General features: G+C 61.5%; 18 protein-coding genes and 1 pseudogene. 12 read left to right on the forward strand and 7 right to left on the reverse strand.

All coding sequences use genetic code 11. From position 1 onward, the window contains the following. Nucleotides 1-338 precede the first annotated feature (338 nt). Nucleotides 339-920, reverse strand: a complete 582-nt coding sequence (locus tag AC1DCG_RS20085; RefSeq protein WP_477030705.1) for a TetR/AcrR family transcriptional regulator — start codon at nt 918-920, stop codon at nt 339-341. Between the two features lie 99 nt (nt 921-1019). Between AC1DCG_RS20085 and AC1DCG_RS20090 the strand changes: the two genes are divergently transcribed. The 9 genes and pseudogenes from AC1DCG_RS20090 to AC1DCG_RS20130 all read left to right on the forward strand — a co-directional run bounded on the left by AC1DCG_RS20090 (nt 1020) and on the right by AC1DCG_RS20130 (nt 11210). After that, the gene (locus tag AC1DCG_RS20090) at nt 1020-2084 is read left to right on the forward strand and encodes a saccharopine dehydrogenase family protein (protein ID WP_477030706.1); all 1065 of its coding nucleotides are present in this window, start codon (nt 1020-1022) and stop codon (nt 2082-2084) included. Between the two features lie 269 nt (nt 2085-2353). Beyond that, entirely contained in the window at nt 2354-4837 is a 2484-nt protein-coding gene (locus AC1DCG_RS20095; RefSeq protein WP_477030707.1) for a S9 family peptidase, read from the forward strand. A 13-nt stretch (nt 4838-4850) separates the two neighbouring features. After that, nucleotides 4851-5852: a methionine ABC transporter ATP-binding protein gene (locus tag AC1DCG_RS20100; protein ID WP_477030708.1), complete on the forward strand. Its 1002-nt coding sequence runs from the start codon at nt 4851-4853 to the stop codon at nt 5850-5852. Then, nucleotides 5849-6511, forward strand: a complete 663-nt coding sequence (locus AC1DCG_RS20105) for a methionine ABC transporter permease (RefSeq protein ID WP_477030709.1) — start codon at nt 5849-5851, stop codon at nt 6509-6511. Before AC1DCG_RS20100 ends, AC1DCG_RS20105 begins: the two co-directional genes overlap by 4 nt. Then, a complete protein-coding gene (locus tag AC1DCG_RS20110) occupies nt 6508-6990 on the forward strand; it encodes an N-acetyltransferase family protein (RefSeq protein ID WP_477030710.1) in 483 nt (160 codons plus the stop codon). Before AC1DCG_RS20105 ends, AC1DCG_RS20110 begins: the two co-directional genes overlap by 4 nt. A gap of 231 nt (nt 6991-7221) precedes the next feature. Further along, on the forward strand, nt 7222-7581 hold the full coding sequence (locus AC1DCG_RS20115; RefSeq protein ID WP_477030711.1) for a hypothetical protein: 360 nt from the start codon (nt 7222-7224) through the stop codon (nt 7579-7581). 259 nt (nt 7582-7840) lie between these two features. Then, complete coding sequence (locus AC1DCG_RS20120; RefSeq protein WP_477030712.1) at nt 7841-8644, forward strand: MetQ/NlpA family ABC transporter substrate-binding protein; 804 nt, start codon at nt 7841-7843, stop codon at nt 8642-8644. A 257-nt stretch (nt 8645-8901) separates the two neighbouring features. After that, nucleotides 8902-9402, forward strand: a pseudogene (locus AC1DCG_RS20125) (UPF0758 domain-containing protein); the annotation flags it as partial. Nucleotides 9403-9455: 53 nt separating this feature from the next. Next, a complete protein-coding gene (locus AC1DCG_RS20130; protein ID WP_477030713.1) occupies nt 9456-11210 on the forward strand; it encodes a recombinase family protein in 1755 nt (584 codons plus the stop codon). Between the two features lie 29 nt (nt 11211-11239). Here the strand turns inward: AC1DCG_RS20130 and AC1DCG_RS20135 are convergent, their stop codons facing one another. From AC1DCG_RS20135 to AC1DCG_RS20145, 3 genes are all read right to left on the reverse strand, one after another. Then, complete coding sequence (locus tag AC1DCG_RS20135; RefSeq protein WP_477030714.1) at nt 11240-11509, reverse strand: hypothetical protein; 270 nt, start codon at nt 11507-11509, stop codon at nt 11240-11242. Nucleotides 11510-11631: 122 nt separating this feature from the next. Beyond that, nucleotides 11632-13515, reverse strand: a complete 1884-nt coding sequence (locus tag AC1DCG_RS20140) for a DUF262 domain-containing protein (protein ID WP_477030715.1) — start codon at nt 13513-13515, stop codon at nt 11632-11634. Nucleotides 13516-13566: 51 nt separating this feature from the next. Continuing rightward, the gene (locus AC1DCG_RS20145) at nt 13567-14931 is read right to left on the reverse strand and encodes a DNA cytosine methyltransferase (protein ID WP_477030716.1); all 1365 of its coding nucleotides are present in this window, start codon (nt 14929-14931) and stop codon (nt 13567-13569) included. Between the two features lie 958 nt (nt 14932-15889). On the opposite strand from AC1DCG_RS20145, the gene AC1DCG_RS20150 reads away from it, so the two are divergent. Next, the gene (locus tag AC1DCG_RS20150; RefSeq protein WP_477030717.1) at nt 15890-16624 is read left to right on the forward strand and encodes a ribonuclease H-like domain-containing protein; all 735 of its coding nucleotides are present in this window, start codon (nt 15890-15892) and stop codon (nt 16622-16624) included. 62 nt (nt 16625-16686) lie between these two features. Continuing rightward, nucleotides 16687-17616 carry an STM4504/CBY_0614 family protein gene (locus AC1DCG_RS20155; RefSeq protein WP_477041627.1) on the forward strand — a complete coding sequence of 310 codons (930 nt, stop codon included), beginning with the start codon at nt 16687-16689 and terminating at the stop codon, nt 17614-17616. Here the strand turns inward: AC1DCG_RS20155 and AC1DCG_RS20160 are convergent. Next, nucleotides 17603-18172 carry a recombinase family protein gene (locus tag AC1DCG_RS20160; RefSeq protein WP_477030719.1) on the reverse strand — a complete coding sequence of 190 codons (570 nt, stop codon included), beginning with the start codon at nt 18170-18172 and terminating at the stop codon, nt 17603-17605. The two genes, AC1DCG_RS20155 and AC1DCG_RS20160, sit on opposite strands and share 14 nt — an antisense overlap. 145 nt (nt 18173-18317) lie before the next feature. On the opposite strand from AC1DCG_RS20160, the gene AC1DCG_RS20165 reads away from it, so the two are divergent. Further along, nucleotides 18318-18836, forward strand: coding sequence for a hypothetical protein (locus tag AC1DCG_RS20165; RefSeq protein ID WP_477030720.1), 519 nt, complete (start codon nt 18318-18320; stop codon nt 18834-18836). Here AC1DCG_RS20165 and AC1DCG_RS20170 read toward each other — a convergent pair. Both AC1DCG_RS20170 and AC1DCG_RS20175 read right to left on the reverse strand, forming a co-directional pair. Next, nucleotides 18818-19147: a hypothetical protein gene (locus tag AC1DCG_RS20170; protein WP_477030721.1), complete on the reverse strand. Its 330-nt coding sequence runs from the start codon at nt 19145-19147 to the stop codon at nt 18818-18820. The two genes, AC1DCG_RS20165 and AC1DCG_RS20170, sit on opposite strands and share 19 nt — an antisense overlap. Nucleotides 19148-19312: 165 nt before the next feature. Then, nucleotides 19313-24244: a DEAD/DEAH box helicase gene (locus tag AC1DCG_RS20175; RefSeq protein WP_477041628.1), complete on the reverse strand. Its 4932-nt coding sequence runs from the start codon at nt 24242-24244 to the stop codon at nt 19313-19315. Nucleotides 24245-24481 lie beyond the last annotated feature (237 nt).

The raw sequence follows: 24481 nt of genomic DNA on the forward strand, positions 1-24481 counted from the left end.
CCTCCGGGCAGCTGAATCTCACGCAGCTCACCCGGCGGCGACGCGCTGCGCTAGCTGATGGCTACGCGCCTCGCCGCCAGCCCAGGACAACCAACAGAGGGGTCAATTTTGGACGCCGATAGGGGGTCAATTTTCAACGCCGTTTGACAGACTAGGGCGGGTTGGAGCGGGATGGTTGTGCGGCGAAGTGGCATAAGCTCGACGTGCAATAGGGGGTGCCCGCAGCCGACGTTTCCATGTGCCCCTCGGCAATGTCGCGTTTATGGAGTCAGGCCAACGTCTGCAACTGGCGCAGCGCCGCCGGAGATGGGACTGTCGCGACAGGCCAAGCGGGATCGCTAACCTTTCGGGGAATGGCTCGCCACTAGTGCATCGGCGGCCGAGCGTAGTAGGTGCGGAGCCTCGTCCGGCTCGAAGATCGACGAACTAACAAACGCGCCGTTGATCAGGACGGCGAGCTGGCCGCCGAGCATCCCGGGCGAGAGGGCGCCCAAGCCTTCGGCGATGGCCGTGAGGCGCCGGCGCAGTTCCAGCTTGTGCGCCGCCGCCACCCGTCGGGCGGGGTGGTGTTCCTCTGGAAACTCAGCCGCGACGTTGATCTGGGGGCAACCGCGATAACCGGGACGGCCGGCTCGTGCGCCGATCCAATCGAGGTGAGCTTCGAGTTCCGCTCGCGGCGCTCCCGGATGTCCCAGGGCGACACTGTCCCAGTGCCCCCAAAAGTCGGCGTCTTCMCGGTCGAGGAAGGCGGCGATGAGATCATCCTTTGTGCTGAAGTGTCGGTAGAGGCTGGTCTTGGCGACGCCCGCCTCCTTGACGACCAAATCGACACCAACCGCGCGCACGCCCTGGCGATAGAAGAGATCGGAGGCGGTCTCCAGGATCTTCTCGCGCACGTCGAGGGCAGGGAACTCCGGCATTGATTGCTCCTTCTGGAGATCGGGATAGCAGGAACCGCGTTGACACGCTACAGACCTGTATGTAGCTACAGACAGGTCTGTAGCGAATGGAGGCTTGCGATGGGCAAGGTCGGTGGATTTGGAGGGGCGGAGGTCGCTGTCTATGGCGCTGCCGGTCATACAGGGCGCTTCGTGGTCAGCGAACTGATCAGCCAAGGCTATCGCCCGCTGGCCGTGGGACGCGATATTGCTTCGCTCGAAGCGGCTGGATTTCCTGCGGGCGTCGCTTTGCGGGTGGCTGCGGTGCAAGACGCCGCCGCGCTTGATCGTGCGTTCGAAGGCGTCGCGGCCGTCATCAACTGCGCCGGCGCCTTTCTCGACACCGCGGGCGCGGTCATCTCGTCGGCCCTACGCTGTGGCGCGCACTATCTGGATGTTACCGCCGAGCAGCCGAGCGCTCGCGCGACGTTCGAGACCTATGATCGACCTGCCCGCGAGGCCGGCGTGACGGTCATTCCGGCCATGGGCTTTTATGGCGGGTTCGCCGATCTACTCGCCACCGTCGTTCTGCGGGATTGGGCCCATGCTGACGTCATCGACGTCGTGATCGGCCTCGACAGCTGGCTGCCGACCCGGGGCACGCGTCTTACGGGTCAACGCAATACGGCCGCGCGGCTTGTCGTCGAGGACGGAAAGCTCGTTCCGGTGAGCGCTCCGGCGGAGGAGCGTCTCTGGAAGTTCCCCGGCGCTGTTGGCGAGCGCCGCGTCGTCCAACTGCCGTTCTCGGAAGTGATCGTCATTTCGCGACATCTGAGCAGCACGTCGCTACGGACCTATCTCAGCGACAACGCGCTGCAGGATGTGCGCAACCCGAGTACGCCGCCGCCGCGAGCCATCGACGACAAAGGGCGTTCGGCCCAGCGCTTTATTGTCGAGGTGGCGGCCAGCCTTGGCGCGGAGAGACGTTCGGTGATCGCTCAGGGGCAAGATATCTATGCCTTTACCGCGCCCTTGATTTGCGAGGCGCTAGGTCAGATGCTCCGGCCGGGTTTTTCAGCGAGCGGCGCCCATGCGCCAGGCGCGATCCTTAACGCCCAGGCCCTACTCGACGCCCTGCGGTTCGAGCACCTCGATCTGCAGTTTATCGACAGCCGTTCACCCGAACGTGCCGTCTCCGGGAGATAGGAGCGTGACCTCCAGTGTCCGGTTCCTGGGGCTCCGCCAACGGCAGTTTATGGCGCATCGCGGCGTCGAGACGGGATGGCTTGAGCTGTCTGCCTGTAGTCTGGGCGAGGTTCGGTGTTGCATCGCCGCATGGCGTACTTGATCCGCAGTTCGCCATCTCATGACAAAACCCCCCAACCACCGATATCCCGCCCGGCGCGCACTTTCCCGTTCACCTGAGCCGTAAGCGCGCCTATTGCTGCCCCTTCCACGCGTTTTCCGGGGGCTTCATGTTTGATAATCGCTTCAAGCGCCGTGTCCTGGCGCTGACCGCTTCGGCCGCCGTGGCGGCCATGGCCTGCGGCGCGGGCGCCGCGTTCGCCGGCGAGGCCTATCGCACGCCGCCGGCGCCGATCGCCCAGATCCTCGACGCCGCGCCGACGCCGGGCGTCACGCTGAGCCCCGAGCGCAAGACCGTCGCCCTGCTGGGCCGCGAGAACCTGCCGCCGATCCGGGCGGTGGCCGATCCGATCCTGCGGCTGGGCGGCTATCGCATCAATCCGCGCACCAACGGCCCGATCGAGGCCCGCACCAACTGGATGAACAGCCTGGCCTTCGAGGACGTGAAGACCGGCGCGGTGCGGCAGGTGGCCCTGCCTAAGGGCGCGCGCTTCATCGAGCCGCGCTGGTCGACGGACGGCCAGCACCTGGCCCTGGTGATGGAGGCGCAGGCGGGCCTGGAGCTGTGGGTCGCCGACCTGAAGACCGCCAGCGTGCGCAAGCTGACCGGCCCGGTGCTGAACGCGGCCTTCGGCGGCAGCTACGACTGGCTGCCCGACGACAGCGGCTTCCTCGTGCGCCAGGTCCCCGCCGGCCGCGGGGCCGCCCCGGCCGAGCCGGCCGCGCCCGAGGGGCCGATCGTGCAGCAGGCCGCCGGCCGCACCGCCGCCATCCGCACCTATCAGGACCTGCTGGCGAACGCCCACGACGAGGCCCTGTTCGACCACTACTTCACCAGCCAGCTGGCCCGCGTGGCCCTGGCCGACGGCGCGACCGTCCCGGTGGGCGCGCCCGGCGTGATCAGCGGCTTCGGCGCTTCGCCCGACGGCCGCTACCTGCTCGTCACCCGCCTCAAGCGCCCCTACAGCTACCTGGTGCCGGCCAGCCGGTTCCCGACCGAGATCCAGGTGCTGGACGCGGCCGACGGCAAGCTGGTCAAGACCCTGGCCGACCGTCCGCTGGCCGACAACCTGCCGGCCGCCTTCGACGCGGTGGTCGCCGGCCCGCGCTCGGCCCAATGGCGCTCCGACGCGCCCTCGACCCTGGTCTGGGCCGAGGCCCAGGACGGCGGCGATCCCAAGAAGAAGGTCGAGATCCACGACCGCGTGCTGATGCAGGCCGCGCCGTTCGACGCCGCCCCGATCACCCTGATCGATCTTGATCTGCGCTATGCCGGCATCGACTGGGGCCGCGGCGACTTCGCCCTGGTCACCGGCCGCTGGTTCGACAACCGCAAGGAAAAGCGCCTGGCGATCGACCCGTCCAAGCCCGGCGCGGGCCGCCTGCTGCTGGAGCGCAACTACCAGGACCGCTACGGCGATCCGGGCGACGTGGTCAGCCGCCGCAACGCCCAGGGCGAGGCGGTCATGCACTTCACGCCCGACGGCAAGGGCGTGTTCGTCACCGGCGAGGGCGCCACGGCCAAGGGCGAGTATCCCTTCGTCGGCGTGATGAACCTGGCCGACGGCAAGACCTCGCGCATCTGGCAGGCCAAGGCGCCTTACTACGAGGCCCCGGTGGCCCTGGGCGACGAGGCCGGCAAGACCCTGATCACCCGCCGCGAGAGCAAGGACGAGGTTCCCAACTACTTCGTCAAGCCGCTGAAGGGCGGCAATGGCAAGGCCCTGACGGCCTTTGTCGACCGCGCCCCGCAGTTCGCCGGCGTCACCAAGCAGACCATCACCTACAGCCGCGCCGACGGGGTGAAGCTGTCGGGCGACCTGTACCTGCCGGCCGGCTACGACAAGGCCAAGGACGGCCCGCTGCCGATGCTGATGTGGGCCTATCCCGAAGAGTTCACCGACGCCTCGGTGGCCGGCCAGACGGTGGACGCGGGCAACCGCTTCACCCGTCCGGGCGGCGCCAGCCACCTGTTCCTGCTGACCCAGGGCTATGCGGTGCTGGACGGCCCGGGCATGCCGATCATCGGCAAGGACGGCGCCGAGCCCAACGACACCTATGTCGAGCAGCTGACGGCCGACGCCAAGGCCGCCGTCGACGCGGTGGTGGCCCTGGGCGTGGCCGACCGCGACCGCATCGCCGTGGGCGGCCACAGCTACGGCGCGTTCATGACCGCCAACCTGCTGGCCCACACCGACCTCTTCCGGGCCGGCATCGCGCGCTCGGGCGCCTACAACCGCACCCTGACGCCGTTCGGCTTCCAGTCGGAGCAGCGCACCTACTGGCAGGCCACCGACACCTATACGAAGATGAGCCCCTTCACCTATGTGAAGCAGGTCAACGAGCCGATCCTGCTGATCCACGGCCAGGCGGACGACAATTCCGGCACCTTCCCGATCCAGAGCGAGCGCTTCTACGCCGCGCTGAAGGGGGCGGGGGCCACCGTGCGCTACACCGTGCTGCCCTACGAGGCCCACGGCTATCGCGCCCGGGAGTCGGTGATGCACACCCTGTGGGAGATGACCGACTGGATGGATCGCTACGTCAAGAACGCCCCGCCGCGCGCGGCCGCTCCGGCCGCCGTGGCGAAGTAAGGACCAGCCGCCGGTGATCCGTTTCGAAGCCGTCTCCAAGACCTACGGCGCCGCTCGCGGCGCGACCGGCCACGCGGCCCTGCGCGAGGCCTCGCTCGAGGTCGGCCAGGGCGAAGTGTTCGGGGTCATCGGCGCCTCGGGGGCGGGCAAGTCGACCCTGATCCGCCTGATCAACGGCCTGGAGCTGCCCACCGGCGGCAAGGTGATCGTCGACGGCGACGACGTGGCGGCGCTGGACGTCGCGGGCCTGCGGGCCCTGCGTCGCCGCGTCGGCATGATCTTCCAGCACTTCAACCTGCTGTCGTCCAAGACCGTCGAGCAGAACGTCGCGTTCCCGCTGAAGCTGGCCGGCCGCGCGCCGGCCGAGATCAAGGCGCGGACGGCCGAGCTGCTGGCGCGGGTGGGCCTGAGCGACCACGCGACGAAGTATCCGGCCCAGCTGTCGGGCGGCCAGAAGCAGCGCGTCGGCATCGCCCGGGCGCTGGCCACGGCGCCGAAGATCCTGCTGTGCGACGAGGCCACCAGCGCGCTCGATCCCGAAACCACCGAGCAGATCCTGGCCCTGATCTCCGACCTCAACCGGGAACTGGGCCTGACCATCGTGCTGATCACCCACGAGATGGACGTGGTGCGCCGCGTCTGCGACCGGGTGGCGGTGCTGGAGGGCGGCCGGGTGGTCGAGCAGGGGCCGGTCGAGGAGGTGTTCCTGCATCCGGCCAGCGACACGGCCCGCCGCTTCGTCGGCGAGGTGGAGGAGGCGGCCGAAACCGCCTTGCCGGCCGGGATGCTGGTGCGGCTGACCTTCAAGGGCGAGGCCACCTACAAGCCGGTGCTGGGGGCGGTGGCCCGCGAGACCGGCGTCGACTACTCCATCCTCGGCGGCCGCATCCACAAGCTGCGCGATACGCCCTACGGCCAGTTGACCCTGGCGCTGACCGGCGGCGACGTCGAGGCCGCCATCGCCCGCTTCGAGGCCGCCGACGTGCGGGTCGACCGCCTGGAGGGCCGCGCATGAGCCTGTTCTCGAACATCGACTGGACCGACATCGGCCTGGCCAGCCTCGACACCCTGACCATGCTCAGCGGTTCGATGGTCCTGACCGTGATCCTGGGCCTGCCGCTGGGCGTGATCCTGTTCCTGACCGGCAAGGGCCAGATGCTGGAGAACAAGCCCGCGCATACGGCGCTGGGCCTGCTGGTCAACATCCTGCGCTCGGTGCCGTTCGTGATCCTGCTGATCGTGATGATCCCGCTGACGGTGCTGCTGGTCGGCACCTCGCTGGGCGTCGCCGGCGCCATCCCGCCGCTGGTGGTGGGCGCCGCGCCCTTCTACGCCCGCCTGGTCGAGACCGCCCTGCGCGAGGTCGACAAGGGCGTGGTCGAGGCCAGTTTCGCCCTGGGGGCCACGCGCCGCCAGGTGGTGGTCGGCGCGTTGTTGCCCGAAGCGATGCCCGGGATCATCGCCGGGGCGACCGTGACGGCGATCGCGCTGGTGTCCTACACCGCCATGGCCGGCGTGGTCGGGGCCGGCGGCCTTGGCGACCTGGCGATCCGCTTCGGCTACCAGCGCTTCCAGACCGACGTCATGATGGTCACCGTCGTGCTGCTGCTGATCCTGGTGCAGGTGCTGCAGATGGTCGGCGACGCGGTGGTGCGAAAGGTCTCGCACCGGTGAGCGCCGTCGCGATCAGGCCCGCCGTCGACACCGACATCCCGGCCCTGGTCGCGCTGAACGCCGGCGTGCAGGCCCTGCACGCGACCCTGTCGCCCGAGATCTTCAAGCCCGTCGTCGATCCGGTCGAACTGGCGGCCTTCCTGCGCGCGACGCTGGACGGGCCGGCGCATCGCCTGCTGCTGGCGCAGGTCGACGGCGCGGCGGCCGGCTACGCCTGGGGCGAGATCCAGGACCGTGCCGAGACCCCCTTCGTCCTGGTGCGCCGACGGCTCTACCTGCATCACCTGGCGGTCGACCCGGCCTTTCGCCGCCGAGGGATCGCCGCGGCCCTGCTGGCCGCGCTGGAGGGCGAGGCGAGGGCGCTCGGCCTGGAGACCGTCGTCCTCGACGCCTGGGCCGACAACGCCGGCGCGCAGGCCTTCTTCGCCGCCGCCGGCTATGCGCCGCTGAACCTGACGCGGGCCAAGCGCCTGGGGTGATTACCCCCCCATGCCCCGTCATCCCGGCCGGAGCGCGCAGCGCGTAGAGCCGGGACCCAGGGGCCGGCGCACTGTGTCGGCTGGCGGTGGGGCGGCGAACCTGATCACGGCGCCCGGTCTCCTGGGTCCCGGGTCTGCGGTCCGCTTCGCGGTCCTTCGCCCGGGATGACGCGTGTTGGGGCGGCGGTTCGAGTGATTGCGGCAAGCCATGCCGGGCCTTAAGAACCCCGGATGACCGACGAAATCCTCTCCGCCCCGCCGCCCGAGCACTGGGACCAGGCGCTGGCCGACACCCTGCCGGGCCGGATCATCCTGGTGGGCCTGACCTTCCTCGACGCCGACGGCGAGATCGAGGAGGTCGAGCAGTTCCACGGCGTCATCCTGTCGGCCGACCCGCAGGAAGGCATCCTCGTCGACCTGCTGACCGAGGAGGAGGACGGCGACACCTACCTGCTGCCGCCGCAGACCTCGAACATCAGGCCCGCCCAGCCGGGGACCTACACCCTGGCCAACGGCGAGGTGCTGGAGAACCCCGACTTCGTGTCGAACTGGACGATCCAGGGGCCCGAAGACCCGGCCAACGACGACTGAGGCGGCATCCTCTTTAAGCTCCCGTCATTCCCGCCCTTGTGGCGGGAAACCCTGGTTCCGCTGACGTTTGAGAAGCAGGCGGATCGCGGGCGATCCGTCCCACCGCCTTTGCGGCTGACAGAGGGGTTCCCGCCACAAGGGCGGGAATGACGGGAGATAAGGGGCGTCGCCCTCTTGCCCGCCTCAGGAAAACTGATTCCGCGCGGGCGGCGTTTTCGCGCAATACCCTCCCGGAATTATCGACTTACCGGAGCCGTTCATGGTCGCCCGCCGCGCCGCCCTCCTCAGCCTCGCCGCCTTCGCCCTGCTGGCCGCCTGCAATCGCCAGCCCGCGCCGTCGGCCGCCGACACCCTGGTGGTCGGCGCCACCGCCGTGCCGCACGCCGAGGTGCTGGAGTTCATCAAGCCGAAGCTGGCGGCCGAAGGCCTGAAGATCGACATCAAGGTCTTCAACGACTACGTCCAGCCCAACGTGCAGCTGGCCGAGAAGCATCTGGACGCCAACTACTTCCAGACCGGCCCCTATCTCGACACCGTCAACGCCGATCGCGGCTGGGGCCTGGTCAAGGTCGCCGGCGTGCACATCGAGCCGCTAGGCGCCTATTCGGCGAAGATCAAGGCGATCGCCGAGCTGCCGGCCGGCGCCAGCGTGGCCATCCCCAACGAGCCCAGCAACGGCGGCCGCGCCCTGCTGCTGCTGGCCAAGAACGGCCTGATCACCCTGAAGGACCCGTCCAACCCTGTCTCGACGCTGAAGGACATCACCGCCAATCCCAAGGGCCTGAAGTTCAAGGAGCTGGAATCGGCGACCCTGCCGCGTGTGCTGAACCAGGTCGACCTGGCGGTGATCAACACCAACTACGCGCTGGACGCCAAGCTCGACCCGGCTAAGGACGCCCTGCTGATCGAGGACAAGACCAGCCCGTATGTGAACTTCCTCGTCACCCGCCCGGACAATGCGTCCGACCCCCGCGTGGCCAAGCTGGCCAAGGCCCTGACCTCGCCGGAGGTGAAGGCGTTCATGGCGGAGAAGTACAAGGGCGCGGTGGTTCCGGCGTTCTGATTTCTTCCTTTCGCTCTCCATTCAGGTCGTCATCCCGGAAAGCGCGCAGCGCTTATCCGGGACCTAGGGGACTGGGCGCGGCGCATTGATCCTCCACCCAAGCGGTCGCCGGCGCTTTGCGGCGACTCCTGGGTCCCGGATCTGCGGTCCGCTACGCGGCCCTTCGTCCGGGATGACGGGCGTTGGATAGAGGGGCGAACGCGCTCTCGACAACTCCAGATTGTTAAGCTCTAATCGCACCCTCGCAGAGGGGCGCGATGGTCAGCGGCAAGTCGTTGAGGGTGTCGGAGGCCGCGCCGCGCGCGCCTAAGGCGGTCGAGCCCGCCAAGGGCGAAAAGCCCGCCCGGCCGGGCAAGGCGGCGCTGGTGGCCGCCCACCATGCCGGCCATCGCGAGCGGCTGAGGGAGCGGGCCAGGGCCGGCGGCCTGGCGGCGCTGCCCGACTACGAACTGCTCGAGCTCTATCTCTTCCGCAGCCTGCCGCGCGGCGACGTCAAGCCGCTGGCCAAGGCGCTGCTGGGTCGGTTCGGCTCGTTCGCAGGCGTGCTGGGCGCGACGGTCGAAGAGCTGAAGACCGTGCCGGGCGTCGGCGAGACGGCGGCGGTGGATCTGAAGATCCTGCACGAGGCCACGCTGCGGGCGGGGCGAGAGGGCATCACCAAGCGGCCGGTGATCTCGTCGTGGACGGCGCTTCTGGGCTATGTGCGCGTGGCCCTGGCCAACGAGTCGCGCGAGCAGTTCCGGGTGCTGTTTCTCGACCACAACTAGGCAATCCACTGAACTCCTGATAAATCGGTCTCATGAGCCCAAGGGTGATAATCTACCGGCGTTTCTCCAATGACGAGCAAGGCGAAGGCGACCGAGACAGCCTCGCCAGACAACTGAGAAACTGCACACGTTATGCCGAGTCCGAAGGCTGGACCGTAACGGAACATCTCGTGGATCGTGGTCGGTCGGCCTTCAAGGGTGAGCATCTTGAGCCTAGCGCTCAGTTGGGCGGCTTTCTCATTGGCTACATAGAACCGGGCACTTTGCTCATTGCCGAACGTCTCGACCGCCTATCGCGGCGACCTGTTGGCGAAGCTATGGCGTGGCTCTACACGCTCGGCCAACGGGGCTTGCAGGTCGCAATCGCTGATAAGCGTAAAATCCTCACGGCTAATATGGGCCTTGGCGACTTCATTGAAGCTGCCGTGGCTTTGGCTGTTGGCCACGAGGAGTCAGAAAAGAAGTCAGAACGTGTGATCTCGGCGAGGCGTCGCCGTTGGGCTGATGCAGAGAAAAAAGAGGGCAAGTGGACCAATCTGGCTAATCGCCCTCCGCTCTGGCTCAAAGCAAATGACGAACGAAACGACTGGATAATCGACGATGATCGCCAAAAGGCGATCAACGAGATTTATCAATGGTCGGCTGATGGGCTCGGAGCAGTGGCGATCACCGCTCGTCTGAACTCACGGGGAGACAAACCGTGGGGTGCTTGGCAGCGATATTCGGACGGCAAGTGGTCTCGAACATCAGTCCGCACGCTGCTCGACAGTCCTGCGGTAGAGGGTGATTTCGTCGGCTTGACCGGGGAGCACAAGGGAAAGGTGATCCACGACTTTTTCCCTCGGATCGTCGAGGCCGACATCGTTGCCGCAGCCAGAGATCAGATGCGAGCGCGGAAGCGTCGCTCGGGCGGGTGGAAGGGAGAGGTACGCAAGTCCAAAGACAAAGATCATACTGAACAGGCTGGGCGCAAGAAGGGACGCAGCGAAACGGCTCCACAGCGACGAAACTTGTTCGGAGGTAAAACGCGCTGCGAGGTTTGCGATCAGCGCGCTTTTCTGACCTCACAGCGGAAAGGAAATCGCACCTACACCTATCTACGGTGTGAAAGTGCCACGACGAAGCGGTGTACGAACAACCAATACTACCCCTATGATAGGTTTGAGCAGACAGCGCTGGACTTGTGTATCGATCTAGCTCTCGACGACCGCTTTTTTGAAGCTACCGGAGAGCTTAGGGAAGCCCGTATCCGCAAGGCTGAAATCGAAAAACACATGAGCGCAAAGGTCGAGCGGCGCGAGTTAATACTCAGCACGTTTAACGACCCGCAGTCCTTGAAGGTCGCGGCAAAATTACTGACCGAGATAAACGAACATCAGCGTCAGCTAGAAGAAAAAACACGGGATATCGAGCGCTACTCGGGCCGCGTCAACGCTGTTGAACATTTGCGTCGCGTTGCGGATATCCGAGACGCTGCTCAGTCTGACGATCCCGCAATAGCTGAACAGGCCCGCGCGAAGCTCAGGACGGCCTTATCAGCCATCGTGCACAGCGTTACAATTGGCCCGTGGAATGGAGAGAAAGTCTATACGATTATCTTTAGGATGGGCACATTTGGCGTCCAGATCACACCAGAAGGTAGGATCAAAAAGGCAGTGACCAGAGTGGACGGCACCCCTCTATGGGAGTTCATGCCACTTGAACATCAGGCGATGGTCGCGTCGCTCATTCGGCGCATTGAGCAGCATGGCACCCTTGATCGAGTTGAAGGCCTTTCCAATAAGCCAGAAAGGACATGATGTTAGGTACCGGCTAGAGTCTGCCGCAATCAGTGCCGCGTCGCCTGCGGCCAATGCTCGTCCGTAAAGGCCTGAATCCAGTCGCGTGCCGCCCTCTCCCGCTCATGAGGCGGGACCGCCATCATGAAGGCTCTCAGGCTGTCCACGATGGCCGTGACGGTCTCTCGTAGCTCTTCCCAACGTTCGACCGTCTCTGGGTCAGCGCGCCCGCTCTCGACCTCTTGACGGATCGTCCAGAGGCGCACGAACAGCGGGTCTCCCACGAGAACGTCAAGGTCGTCAGAGGTACCGTCAGCCATGTGCCCCCCAGAGCGCACCGGCCATGATCGCGGTCGTGGCCACGATGCTGACGGCTATGCACGTCCAGCCGATCATGATGAGGCGGAGATTCCGACTTCGGTGTCGCGCCCCGTTGCGCGGCTCAAGCACGAACATCACCGACCGGTGACGACCAGAGCGAGATGGCGACTGCGGCCAGTGTGTCGGCACGCCGAGCAATGGCCTGCTCATCCCACGCCTGCTCATCGGCGATGGCGATGTTCGTCTTCAACAGCGAGTCTCTCAGCCGCTGCCTCTTGGCCTCAAAACCCGAATTGCTGGCGGACGAGTTCGCAGGAGGCGTCAGTAGCGTGAGGTTCGGAAGGGTCTGGATCACAGCCTTTCGAGCATCAATTTCAATGCGAAGAGACTCATCAACTCCAGAGATTAGATCGGCAGGCGCCATGGCACCGCTCGGAAGGGGCCAGTGCAACGCCCACGTCTGAGGCATGATGTGCTCGATGCTCAGGCCATCTTGAAGCGTTCCATGCACGTTGAACTTGTCGCGCATGGCGAACTCCAACTCCTCCAGAATGAGCTTCAAACGGGGCTGAGGAATCCAACCGTACTGCGGTCGGGAGCGGATCGCCGCTGCGAACTCGTCATTGTCGGGGAAACGCCCGCTGTCACTGTTGCGTTTCGCCTCCACCACGGCTGCGAATGAAGCCTCGGAAACGCCATGCGTTTTCAAATAAGCGGCGACCTCAACGAAGAGGTTGTTGTAGTTCTTAGGTGTCAGATAACAAATCGCGCGGCGGATGATGTAGCTACCAATCAGATCGTAAAGTCGAGACTTGATCCCGTCATCAACATCCGCATTGGCGATTACAAAGACCAGCGGATAAGCCGTCGAGACATCAAATACATTCAACCGCCTCGATAGCTTTGGCAGTGCCCCGACGTCAGACGCCTCCACAAGCTGCCGATAGATCGGTGCATACTTTGTGATCGCCTTCAATTCCGAAGCGGTATCTTCAAAATTGCTCGCCGACACGAACACCTTGTATTCCGAAAACAGTTCGCCAAGCGAGATCACAGCCCCACGCTCGGCTGCGAGGGCGTGCGCTAGGAAGAAATCAATCCGCGCCTTTCGAATGCGGCCCTGCGTCTGTTCTTGTTTCCAGAAAGGCTGCTCGAACTCGGCCCAGTGAAGGTTTAGCAGCGCTGCTTGGTCCTCGTTGCGCCGACTTGCACGGTGGAAGACGTCGTTTCGCACGAGGTCCATGGCCGCCAGTGGCTTTCCACCGCTGTTTAGCGTCTCGAAGATCACCTGTGCGTCGTCGTCGGTGGCGAGCGTTATAACGATCAACCGGAAATGTTCGAACAGCACCGTCGAAAGTGCGAGGAGACGATCTCGCAGGACCGACTGATCGTAGCCGTCCCGAACCGGAAGACGTCGCCCCTCGGTGATGTAATCCTCGGCCTCTTCCCAGAAATACCAGTAGGCCCATAGCGGCCCCGGCGCGGTTCCCTTGATCTTACCGTTCTTGAAAAAATGATCAGGGTATCGCTTGCGGAGAGCCTTCCGATCCAAGTCGATGATGTGACGGAAAAGCTCACGGTCGTAGGTGGTCGGCTCCAGCTTATAGCGCTCGGTCGCACGGTCCTGCATGGGCGTGGCATCGCTATGCAAGATCAGATCGGCAAGTTGACTGGCGATCTCTGGAAAGCCGAAGTCGATTGCGACGTCACGAAGGGCGGCAACGCATAGGTGGAACGTCGTGAGGCGTTGCTGACCATCCACGACGTTGAACGCCTGAATCCTTCCGAAGGCGGGGCCACTTTCGGGTATCAAAAGCAGCGCGCCCATATAGTGCGAAAACGCCACCTTACCCGTCTTCAAAAGCTCGTCGGCCTTGCCTTCGATCTGCTCTACGAGCGGAGCCAACTCCTTTTGATTCCAAGCGTAGGTCCGCTGATAGATCGGAACGATGAAGCGCTGCTTCTCGCCCAAAATCTTGCCAATCGACATTGGCTTGGCGTCCATGGCCTTCCCCCGTTTGCGAACGGCATAGCTAGAACACCGACGGCAAAGTTGTCACGCCGCACAATCTCGATTTTGGGTGTATCCGACCAGAGCGGCGATCCGCTCTCCTATCCAACGGACATCGGGAACGGCGACCGAGTTGCCAATCGCCTGCCATCGCAATGTGTCCGGCGCAGATTTTCCGCGCCAACGAACCAAAGTCGTATCATCGGCCAAGCCCATCAAGCGCTCGCACTCGACGGGCGTCAGCCGTCTTATGCGCCCGTCTTGAAGGATGCAGGCCCGGCCACCTGATCCGGTATCAGCCTTCAAGGTGTTGGCGATGCCGACCGCTACTTTCGGTCTGGCGTCGCCGTTGACGTAAACAATGCCCGCGCCAGCGCCGTGGGGATCGACATTCCGGCCTTCTCGCACCGTCGCGCGATGCCTTGGAGCGCCGTGGCGCTCAAATAGTATGTCTCTGGGATCGGCCCCTCCTCGACGACATCCGACAAGGAAGAGGCGCTCGCGTCGCTGCGCCAGACCTGAGTATTGGGCGTCGAGAACCCGCCACGCGAGGCATCGCGAGGGTCCAGACACATAACCAGCGTTCGTCCATCCGGTCCCTGCTGGCTGGAGCGAGCACTCTTCGCCAGCCAGTCGTCCCAGAAGGTGTCCGAAGGCGTTTCGCTCATCGACCAAAGCTCCCTTCACATTTTCCCAGACGACGACATCAGGATCGATCTCATCGCATATGCGGGCAAATTCGTTGGCCAAGGCTCCATCGGCGACCTCCATCCCTTGGCGGTCACCCGCCATCGAGAAGGACGTGCACGGCGTGGACGCCCACAACACGTCCACCTTMCCGCGCCACGGCGCGCCATCTAGGTGCACTACGTCGCCGAGGTTCGGTACGGCTGGATACCGGACCCGGAGCACTTCCGATGGAAAACCTGCGTTCTCAGCAAAGAAGACAGGCTTCCAGCCCAGTGGCTCCCACGCTTGGGATACACCTTCGATCCCCGAGCAGAGAGTCGCATACCTGATGCCTGCATGCTGGCGCACAAGGCTCAGCGGGAGGTGCAAAGCCGCCAGCAGAGAGCGAAGATTTCCAACGCTCCCCCGTCCACGCTCCAAACTGATGATGGTGGGCTTAGACACGCGAATGGTTGAAGCGATCCGCTGCTGAGACAGGCCCAGCCCCTTTCTAACGTCGGCAAGCCAATCTCCCAGCGGTCTCCCCGCCTGCCCCAAGAACTCGACGCCGAGAAAGCCCATCACGGAAATTAACGGCGCGACGGTCCCGCGCCCTTGTTCCAATTGATCAATCGTTCCCTGATCGACAGACGCCACTTGCGCCAGCTTGGCCTTGGAGAGCTTCGCTGCCGTCCGGGCAGATCGAAGCTGGGCGCCGAGGTCGAGCGCTTCTCGCAGCACCCGAGATTCTTTGACCAAGGAGGTGGGCAGAGAGCCATCCATATCGCGGTCGTATGGGAAAAACCTTTACCGGCAAATTACCGCGTCCATCGCTGCCGAAGAACCCGCGAGAACGACATCACCGCTTCTGATAAATATATTGAAATATAGAAGCTCAATATACTACATTAGAAATATAATCGTTCAGGGCATTACTACTTGCGACCATGCCCGTCGCAAAGCGTTGAATCTGTCTTTAGTTATCCCTAACCGGGCGCGCTGGCAGATACGCGGTTGAACGGCCAAGGGACGGACGCTCCACACCGACTGAGCATGAAAGCGGGTGATGGATGTCAACGGCTTCCCACTGTAGTCATCGACTACGACAAAGGCACTGACCAAGAAGAGGAATCGCGTCTGGATAATTTGACGCTCCTCTGCATGGGATCGGTTATTTCGAACGCTGACCCCATGTGCTTGATCGTAAGATCATAACCGTCTGGCTAGTAAAGAATTTACCTCGGATGCAAGGCGGGACCGATGAAAAACGCCACTGGGCAACATCGATTCCACAACCCCAAAATCCAAATCTCAATCAAGGTGAAATGGCCGGGATGTGGTTGCAATGTAGGTCTCGGGAGACCGCCTACGACCGCTATAAACGCGGCAAGCAACTATCGAAAAGGCTTTAGAACTCAGGAATTTAGCTTCTCATCCCCCTCCGCAGGATACGTCGGTTCCCATAGCACCTATCGATAGGATAGGTGCACGCTGGCGAATCTGTATTCTGCGGAGGGGGAGAAAAAGAGACAGCAAATCTAGGAATGCGCCTAGATGAGTGATAATCGAAAATCAAATATTGAGTGCTATGAATTTCAGACTGCTCTAGGCGAATACGCAAGGCGTTTCGCCGTTGAGCGCCGTGGGCGTAGCAAAGCACGCACGCGGCAAAGATAGACAACAGATTTCAGGAGCGGGAATGCCTCAGCACGTCATCGTCTTCGATCTGGAGACCATTCCCGATCTCGAAGCCGTATCTCGTGTTCACGGACTTCAAGAGCACAACGACGACGCGGCCGATGAGCTTGTTGGCAACAAGTTTCCCAAGTTGCCCCTGCACAAGATCGCCTGCATTGGCGCCGTGATCGCCGAACGGCTTGATGACCACTGGGCCATTCGCTCCATCGGCGCACCTCACATCGGCGACCGCTCAGAAGCCGACCTGATCACCGCCTTTTCCGACCGGCTGCTGCAACTACGGCCGACACTCGTGTCGTACAACGGCCAAGGATTCGATCTGCCAGTCCTCCGGTACCGCGCCATGGCCAATGCCATTCCAGCGCCGGGTCTGTGCACCCGCCCCTACTACAAGCGCTACGACGACGCCGCCGTGGACCTGTGCGACGTGCTCGGTTCGTACAGCAGCGGCGCCAAGGCGAAATTGGACGAGCTATGCCGCGTGTTGGGGCTGGCCGGTAAGCCGGATGGCGTGGATGGTGGCGAGGTCGCGGGCTACGTCAAAGCGGGCCGGATCGCTGATGTAGCCGCCTACTGCGAGACAGACGTCGTGAACACCTTCCGGGTGTGGCTGCGGTACGAGCTATTCCGAGGCGCATTGAAGCCCGAAGAGTTCGAGAAAACCGAGCGCAACCTGTGCCAGTTCATTGAGGCACAGAAGGTTGCGAAGCCGCACCTAACCTACCTGCTGGACTAGATCGAGCCGACAGCTTTACGCCCACACCTTCATTTGCCAATCTAAGGAAATGGAGGAACCAAGTGACGCTTCCTGATACGTACTCCCGTCGAAAGCGCCGTGCGGCTGGCAGCAGCAACGACGTCTACCAGTATGACAAAATGTCGGAAAAGCTGCGCGTGCAAACCGTGCTCATTCTGCACGCGGCGATGGGCGATTATAGCGATTCCACATACAATTTCGAAGCTAAAGAAGCCTACGAATTTATAGTGGATACCGCCAGAAGAGATAAAGGCGCTTTCACGCTAGTACCCCATCCCAAAAATCTCCGCGACGAACTGCATCGATGGATTTTATCCGAAAGCGATACGGAATCACTCCTAGATGTTATAGAGCTTTGCTTTCGCGTTATTGATAGCAGCTACCGCGAATACACAGACACTTCCGAGTTTACAACACAGACGCCCGACAGCGCCATAGCCGAATTCAACGYTCGATGCTTAGAAGATGGCTTTGGCATCCAGTATGTTGATGGCCAAATTGTCGAAATATCCTCGACAGTCCTTCATAGCGAAGTCGTTCTACCGGCATTTCACCTGACGCACGTCGCTCAGTTCTCTACGGTGAACCAAGAGTATCATGCCGCACATAAGGCGTTCAGAAACGGTGAATACGAAACCTGCATAACGGAGTGCGGCAAGTCATTCGAAAGCACGCTCAAGATTATAGCGAAATCGCGAGGCTGGGCATACAAGGAAACAGACCCCGCATCAAAATTATTGGAAGCAGCATATAAAGCAGATTTCATTCCCCAGTACATGCAGACTGAGTTTAGCGCTCTTAGGTCTGTGCTGGAGAGTGGAGTGCCCACAGTGCGAAACAAATCGGCAGCACATGGCGCCGGAAACAGCCCACGAGCCGTGCCTAAACATCTAGCAGCCTTTCAGCTTCACCAGACTGGTGCAGCTATCGTTTTCCTCGTTGAGAACCACCTCGCGATTAACTCGCCATAGCCCCCCTGCCACCGGGCAAGGCTCGATACAAAGTCGCCGGTGCACAGCCCACCTGATTGGCAACCTCGGCGATGGTCAGCGTACCTTCCGCAATCAGCGCCTTGGCGACGGTCAGTTTTCGGTCGTCGAGAGATCGTGGCCGCCCACCTACACGACCGCGAGCCCGAGCCGCCTCCAAGCCGTGCCGGGTGCGCAGGCGTAGCTGCTCGACTTCGAACTGGTGCATTGACGACAGAAAATTTAGCCACAAGCGCCCACTGGGGGTGGTGGTATCTACTGCCTCCGTCAATGACTGGAGAGCGATGCCCTTGGCCGTCATCTGATCCACGGCCTCGGTCAGTTGGCGCACATTCCGGCCCAGACGCGAAAGGGAATGCACCACCAAAACGTCACCGGCCCGCGCGTAACTCAGGGCCGCTTCGAGTTCGGGCCGGTACGCCGCCGTACCGCTAATCGTTTCACTGAATATGCGCTCGGCACCCGCCTTGGTCAGCGCGTCGATTTGGAGCGCGGGATTTTGCGAAGGATCACTACAACGACAATATCCAATGATCATCAAACCTCTCGAAACTCATTGAAGCGGGCTCAATATGCGACATCACTTTTAAGATATAGTTTTGAGATAATAAAAGGCAACAGATGGTCGCTCAGAGCGCTATCAACGACACTCTCTATAATACGATCATTTATTGGAGATACGATTGCGCTCGCCATCCACAGTGACGAAGCGAACAGTCAAAGCGCGCGTAGCGGCGCAGCGCCCAAGCCGTTCACGCGAGGCGTTCGAGTCCCTGCTGTTCGAGGTCGTGTCTTCGTCGCCCTACTACAGCTTCGGCCTCTCTCCGCGCCCAGACGACCCAGACCCATATAGCGAGCACCCATCGTGGAAGATTGAGGCCCGATGCCTCCAACCGGCCGGACTGGCCGGGCGGATCGCCCAGTTCAACATTCTTGGGGATCGCCGCCTTACGGCAGAGATGCGCACCAGAGGCGCCTTTGCTGGTGGCCCACACGGCGTCGGCCTGATCGATGCCGACAAGACTCGGTTCGCTATTTACGCCAGCCTTCCTCTGGATGCACTTTGGGCAATGGGCGCAGCGTTGTCGTCAGGAGCCGTTCGTTATGTCGTCACCCACGGACCACGGCTCGCCCGAGGAAAGGCAACCATCCGCTACATCCGCTTCGAAGGCGCGGACCTAGATCAGTCTGACTGGGAGTGAGCACTCTGCTCCTTGAGAGCATTGCCCGCGCTTCCCTTCCAGATCGCTGTCAGGCGAACGCGCTCTTCAAAAATCGCATGAGCCGCCGCAATGGCAGTCTCCAGCCGCTTCTCATCCTTCGCGATTTGAGATGCCCGCAGAGCCCTACTGGCCTCGGACTCCAACTTGCGCCCCTTTGCTGCCATCCGCTCGTCCCGCTTTGCGGCGCGCTGCTCGTTGTGCTTCGCCTCGCGGAGACGACGACGGATGGCCGTGATCTGGGCGGTGAGCTTTTCGTGCTTGAGCTTCGCGGCGATCAGCTTCTTCGCCAAGCCGCCCTTGCCAATCCTGTGCCCACTCGCTGACGCTGATGCAGCCCCATCGAAGAAGACCGGACGCGGCTCGGGCAAAACCCGAGCCGGATCAGTTTCACGGGGTGGATCGCTCCAACGAAATTTGGTCACCGCTCACCCCGCTGCGCAAAGATCATCGGCGCCTCAGTTGGTCGCTACTGCCTCAGCGATGTCGAGCGCTGGCAGGCCGCGAACGATCTTCATGGTCTCCAAACTGACGGTGATCATGCGCTGAAATAACTTGAGCGGGTACGCCGGGTCGCCGACCGTCTCAATGGCATAGCGGTTCGCATCGTTGACGATGCCGCTGGCTTTGTCGGTTTTCACGCACTGACGCTCCATTACCCATTCAAGGGCCGACTTTCCGTTCACCACGTACTCATAAGCCTGTGGAGGAATGCCGGTGATGGTGATGCCCGAATTGTAGATGACGGTCGTTTTGTCGAGGTTCGGTCGCTTGCCGCCGAACTTCATCTGCTCGACGCGGAAGAAGCGCTCTGGGTCGTTTGGTGGGACGAGCGACGTGTCGCCCTTCTGGAATACGACCGGATAGGGTGCGGCATCTTCGAAGTTACAGTGTAGGTCGCCAAGCTCGCGCCCGGCTCGCGAGAAGCGTTGAAAATCCTCAAACCTCTTTAAGAGGGGAATTCGCGGCAACTGCTTGGACAGGTTGTCAGAATACCGCCTTTTATAGTCCTCAGAATGAAGAAGTCCGTAGATAAAATAGAATACGTCGTCCTTCGTTATGTGCTCGTGAGGATATTTACTCCGGAAATGATCTAGACCATTATCTGTAATTGCGTCGCGAAAATGCGGACCACCTTCATTATTTGAGCTTTCAGCAAGTAAATCCTGCTGATCACCCTTGGAATCGTGGGCAGCTTCATCGTAGAGATAGCGCGGAAAGCATTGCCCTCCATGTATCAAGTGAAGATCAGGCAGCACCGAACTCATAATAACGGAGAACTCGCGATCCTCCCCCTTGTTAGGAAAGCAGATAACGCGATTATCTACCGCTGCATTGCCAATCGGAAAAATCCGAGGCATTTGCAGAACCATCTCGTTCATGTTCCGATTATAATACATCCACTGCTTAGTGAATGGCCGATATAGGCTCGACGCGACGAAGTTGGCGTCGAAGGCGAACTGCTTACCCTTCACCAAGTCCGCTTTCAGCGCTCTGGTCCAGCTTATCTTTTTGGGGTCGGTATTGATGAAGGCGTCAACAGCCTTCTCTCGGGCCTTACGATCCGCGCCGGGGTATTCAGCTTCAAAGCGAGTGAGTTCTGCACTGTAGAAGCTGATCATAGCCTCCATGTTGCCTTCGAGAGCATTGCGACTGCCGTTGTAGGTCCACGCATCTCGGTTAGTTAGAACCCCTTGCGAGTAATTCTCGAAGATTTTTGGGCCGGGGCCCTTCTTATCGCCCAGCGCGATGAAAGCGTCGAAGCTGTTGTCGCGCTGCCCAAGCCAGTCGCCATGCTCATCCGGCGTGATGTTCACCCAGAGCCCAGATTTCTCGATACCGCCGATGCTTTTGAGGCGTGAAATCGTCGCGAGCTTTTCCTCCCGCGTCAGGTAGTCGCCGATGTCGTAGATTCGTATCTTGCCGTGCTCAGCAGCGCTGGGGTTTTTCACCAGAAGCGAGATCGCTACAGGCGTTCGGCTGCCGCTACCGAAAATCTTTCCGCCCTCGCGCTTAGAGCGCTCTCCAGACGTCCGCTGATTACCTCGCAAATGGAAGACGTAGATGTTCGAAAACTCGTCGGCGAGAGACTTGCGAAGCCCATCAGCAGTGTTGCTATCCAACCAGCCAGCGTTGCTAACATACGCGATTACTCCGGCATCTCCGATACGGTCGCTGCCCCATCTGATTGCTCGGATATAGCTATCGTACAGCCCTCGCGAGAGTGTCGCCTGCGAGCGCCGCGCATAAGTTTCCGCAATTCGGGCGTCAAGTTTGGGGTAAGATAGGTTATCCGCCAAATCGTTCGCGCTTCCCTGCCCAATTGAATATGGGGGGTTTCCGACAATAACGCGGATATCGAGTTCTTTCTGACGGGTGCGCCTATTGCTGTTATCAGCCATGAGTTCGCTGATTAAGTCGCGCTCCTGCTCGTACAGTTGGAAAGTGTCCGTCAGACAAATCCCATCGAACGGCGCGTATTCGCCGCCCGAAACCTCGTGATAGACCGCCTCGATATTTATTGCCGCGATGTAGTATGCTAGAAGCACGATCTCGTTTGCATGAATTTCGCCCTTAAATTTGCTCTCTATCTCATCTCGCTTGATAAGACCGGATTGTAGAAGCCGAGTTATAAATGTGCCCGTCCCTGTAAAAGGGTCAAGAATATGCACGCCTTTACTGCCGATGGTTTGTCCAAATTCGGATTGAAGAATCTCATCAACAGAGTGAATAATAAAGTCAACGACCTCAACCGGCGTATAAACAATACCAAGCCTTTCCGTCATTTTTGGAAAAGCATTTCGGAAAAACTTGTCGTATAGCTCTACGATAATTCTCTGCTTGGCATCGCCACTATCAATACCAGACGCACGCCTCCTGACGCTATCGTAGAATTTTTGGAGGTTATGCGCTTCCTTTTCTAAATTGTGCTCATCCAAGGCAGCGAGGACAGCTTCCATAGCCCGCGAAACAGGGTTTGCGTCGGCGAAGCTGTACCCCTCGAAGATCGCGTCGAAAACTGGCCGGGTGATGAGATGTTGAGCCAACATCTCTATGGCTTCATCGGCCGAGATGCTGTCATTCAGATCGTCGCGGATTTCCGCAAGGAAGGCGTCGAATGCCGCACGCTCGGGGGTTCCGGCTTTCTGAACTAGCGCGGTGATGCGAGTGATGTGGGTCTGGGCGATCTTCGCAATATCGCCCGCCCAATTCTCCCAGTAGTCGCGCCTACCGCATTTCTTGACGATCTTCGCCATGATCGCCTTCGAGAACTCGTCGAAGATAAATTCGATCTGGCCGCCACCGGGCGCCGTGATGTCTAGCTTGTCGTCCTCGCTGCCATCGTCGTCCGGGGCGCTACCATGACCGATATTCGCTTTACCTTTCGACTTGTCCGCTTTGGTGGGCAGCTTGTTGCTTACGGCAATAACCTCGATCTGGCCGCTAACATCGACGCCCAAGTCCATCTTGTTGATCATCGCGTCGAAGCGTTCGTCGTGCGACCGTAGGGCATTCAAGATTTGCCAGACGACGCGATAGCGCTCGTTGTCGTTCAGGGCGTCCTCGGGCGACATTCCAGCGGGCACGCCGATGGGGAGGATCACGTATCCCATCTTTTTGCCTTCGGCCCTGCGCATGACGCGGCCTACCGACTGCACCACGTCGATCTGGGATTTCCGGGGGTGCATGAAGAGGATTGCGTCTAGCGCCGGAACATCGACGCCTTCGGATAGGCAACGAGCGTTGGTGAGGATGYGGCAGACGTCCTCGGTCTGTTCAGCCTTGAGCCATTCGAGGCAACGGTTCCGATCCTTGGCGTTGAAGGTGCCGTCAACGTGTTGCAGTTCGCAGCCCAGAGGGGTGCGGCCCGCCTCGGTCTCCTTGCCCTCCTCGGAGGCGAGGTAGTCCGCGACCACCGACGCGAATTGATCTTTGATCAGCTTAGAACTGGCGATGTCTTTGCAGAAAGCCAGTGCCCTGTGCATCGGCTCGCCATCGTCGCCGACATCTTGTTTCAGGTCGCCCTTGGTCAGGGCCTTGTAGCAACCGATGATTTTGGTGGCGTCGTCTAGTTTCAGTTCGTTGTCACCGGCCGCTAAGCGGCTCTGGATGCTGGAACTGACCATTCCCTCGTCCACGGCGAGGACAACGACCTTGTAGTCAGTAAGTAGGCCATTCTCGACCGCCCAACCAAAGCCCTTCTGGAAGAGGGTCGTGCCGTACTTGCTCTCGTCGTCCATAGAGCACAGTTCGACGGATGCCTCATTGGCTTTGGCCTTCACGCCATCACCGAACACGCGAGGCGTGGCGGTCATGTAAAGGCGCTTCTTGCCCTTGAGGTATGTCTGGTCGTGGACGCGGACGAAGTGGCTCTCTTCCTCACCGGCGAATGTCGCCCCCGTCGTCCTGTGGGCCTCGTCGCAGATAATGAGATCAAACTCGGGCATTCCGTGGTCGGTCTGCGCAGCCGCAACCACCTGAATTGACTGATACGTCGCGAATACGACCGTCATCCGGTCTGGCGCTGCGTGCGAGACCTTCTTCGCCAACTTGGCGGCGTTGGTCGTCGCCGGATAGTCGAGGTCGTGGGCTTCGACTTCCGCCACGTCATCGGCATTGCGGCGCCGTTTTCCAACCTGCGCGTCAGAGCAGACGGCGAAGGCTCGAAGTGGCGTCGTCGAGTCGATGGTCCATTCCCGAATGGTCTGGGACATGAGCGACAAGGACGGCACGAGGAACAACGCGGTCTTGCCGACGCCGACCATATCCTCCGCGATCTTGAGGCCGGTAAATGTCTTACCGGTGCCGCAGGCCATGATGAGCTTGCCACGGTCGCCCTCGGACAACCCCTCGCGCACGGCTGCGAGCGCCTGCACTTGGTGGGGGCGCGGCTTCTTCTTCTCGGCAACCTCCAGAGTGTCTTCAAAGAGGTACTTGGCCCAGTCGATGGGGCTTCCCGCTAGGCGATCCAGACCAATCCGCGAGGTTTCGATCTGCTGGCCGTCGAGGGCGTCTTCGGCGTGTCCACTCCACGGTGCGTCCGTGGTGTCGATGATCAATCGGCGGGTGAACGGGCTCTTTCCCGACGCCGTGAAGAAGCTGTCGATGTCGGCCCTCTGGATGCGGTGGCCTTCGTGATAGAATTTGCACTGGATCGCGCAAACGCCGCCGTCACGCATCTGGGCGACCACATCAATCCCGGTGTCGCGACCATCTCGGCCCGACGCTTTGGCCCAGTCTGCATAAAGCCAAGCGTCTTCGTATTCCTGCGCCATGCCGGGATCGCTCTTGATGAACTCCACCGCGATCCGTTCGAAGTACTTCCCTTTCTCATGTTCTGAGCGGGCGGCGTCGCGGAAGAATTCCAGCAGGGCGTTTAGGTCGGACATCGGTCACCGGAAGCAAGGCGCGTATCAGCGAGAGGAGGCGCCAAAGCTCGTCGCGACAGCGGCGCTTCCGCAGCCTGCACGCCTCCCTCATATTCGCGCCACCGTGGCGTGCGTCGGCGAAACTTGGAACCCTCTTCCGTCACAATCCACGAACCCGGAGGCACATACTGGGGTTGCGAGCGACCCCTTAAGTCGCTTTTCAGTGGACTCCCGGTCCCTCTTCCTCGTTAGATCGCC

This window comes from Caulobacter sp. 10L414, assembly GCF_056395525.1.

Bases quoted from the DNA above. Each gene is read 5' to 3' on its own strand.
- AC1DCG_RS20090 (WP_477030706.1), top strand. From the start codon at position 1,020: ATGGGCAAGGTCGGTGGATTTGGAGGGGCGGAGGTCGCTGTCTATGGC.
- AC1DCG_RS20095 (WP_477030707.1), top strand. From the start codon at position 2,354: ATGTTTGATAATCGCTTCAAGCGCCGTGTCCTGGCGCTGACCGCTTCG.
- AC1DCG_RS20105 (WP_477030709.1), top strand. From the start codon at position 5,849: ATGAGCCTGTTCTCGAACATCGACTGGACCGACATCGGCCTGGCCAGC.
- AC1DCG_RS20115 (WP_477030711.1), top strand. From the start codon at position 7,222: ATGACCGACGAAATCCTCTCCGCCCCGCCGCCCGAGCACTGGGACCAG.
- AC1DCG_RS20120 (WP_477030712.1), top strand. From the start codon at position 7,841: ATGGTCGCCCGCCGCGCCGCCCTCCTCAGCCTCGCCGCCTTCGCCCTG.
- AC1DCG_RS20135 (WP_477030714.1), bottom strand. From the start codon at position 11,509: ATGGCTGACGGTACCTCTGACGACCTTGACGTTCTCGTGGGAGACCCG.
- AC1DCG_RS20140 (WP_477030715.1), bottom strand. From the start codon at position 13,515: ATGGACGCCAAGCCAATGTCGATTGGCAAGATTTTGGGCGAGAAGCAG.
- AC1DCG_RS20150 (WP_477030717.1), top strand. From the start codon at position 15,890: ATGCCTCAGCACGTCATCGTCTTCGATCTGGAGACCATTCCCGATCTC.
- AC1DCG_RS20160 (WP_477030719.1), bottom strand. From the start codon at position 18,172: ATGATCATTGGATATTGTCGTTGTAGTGATCCTTCGCAAAATCCCGCG.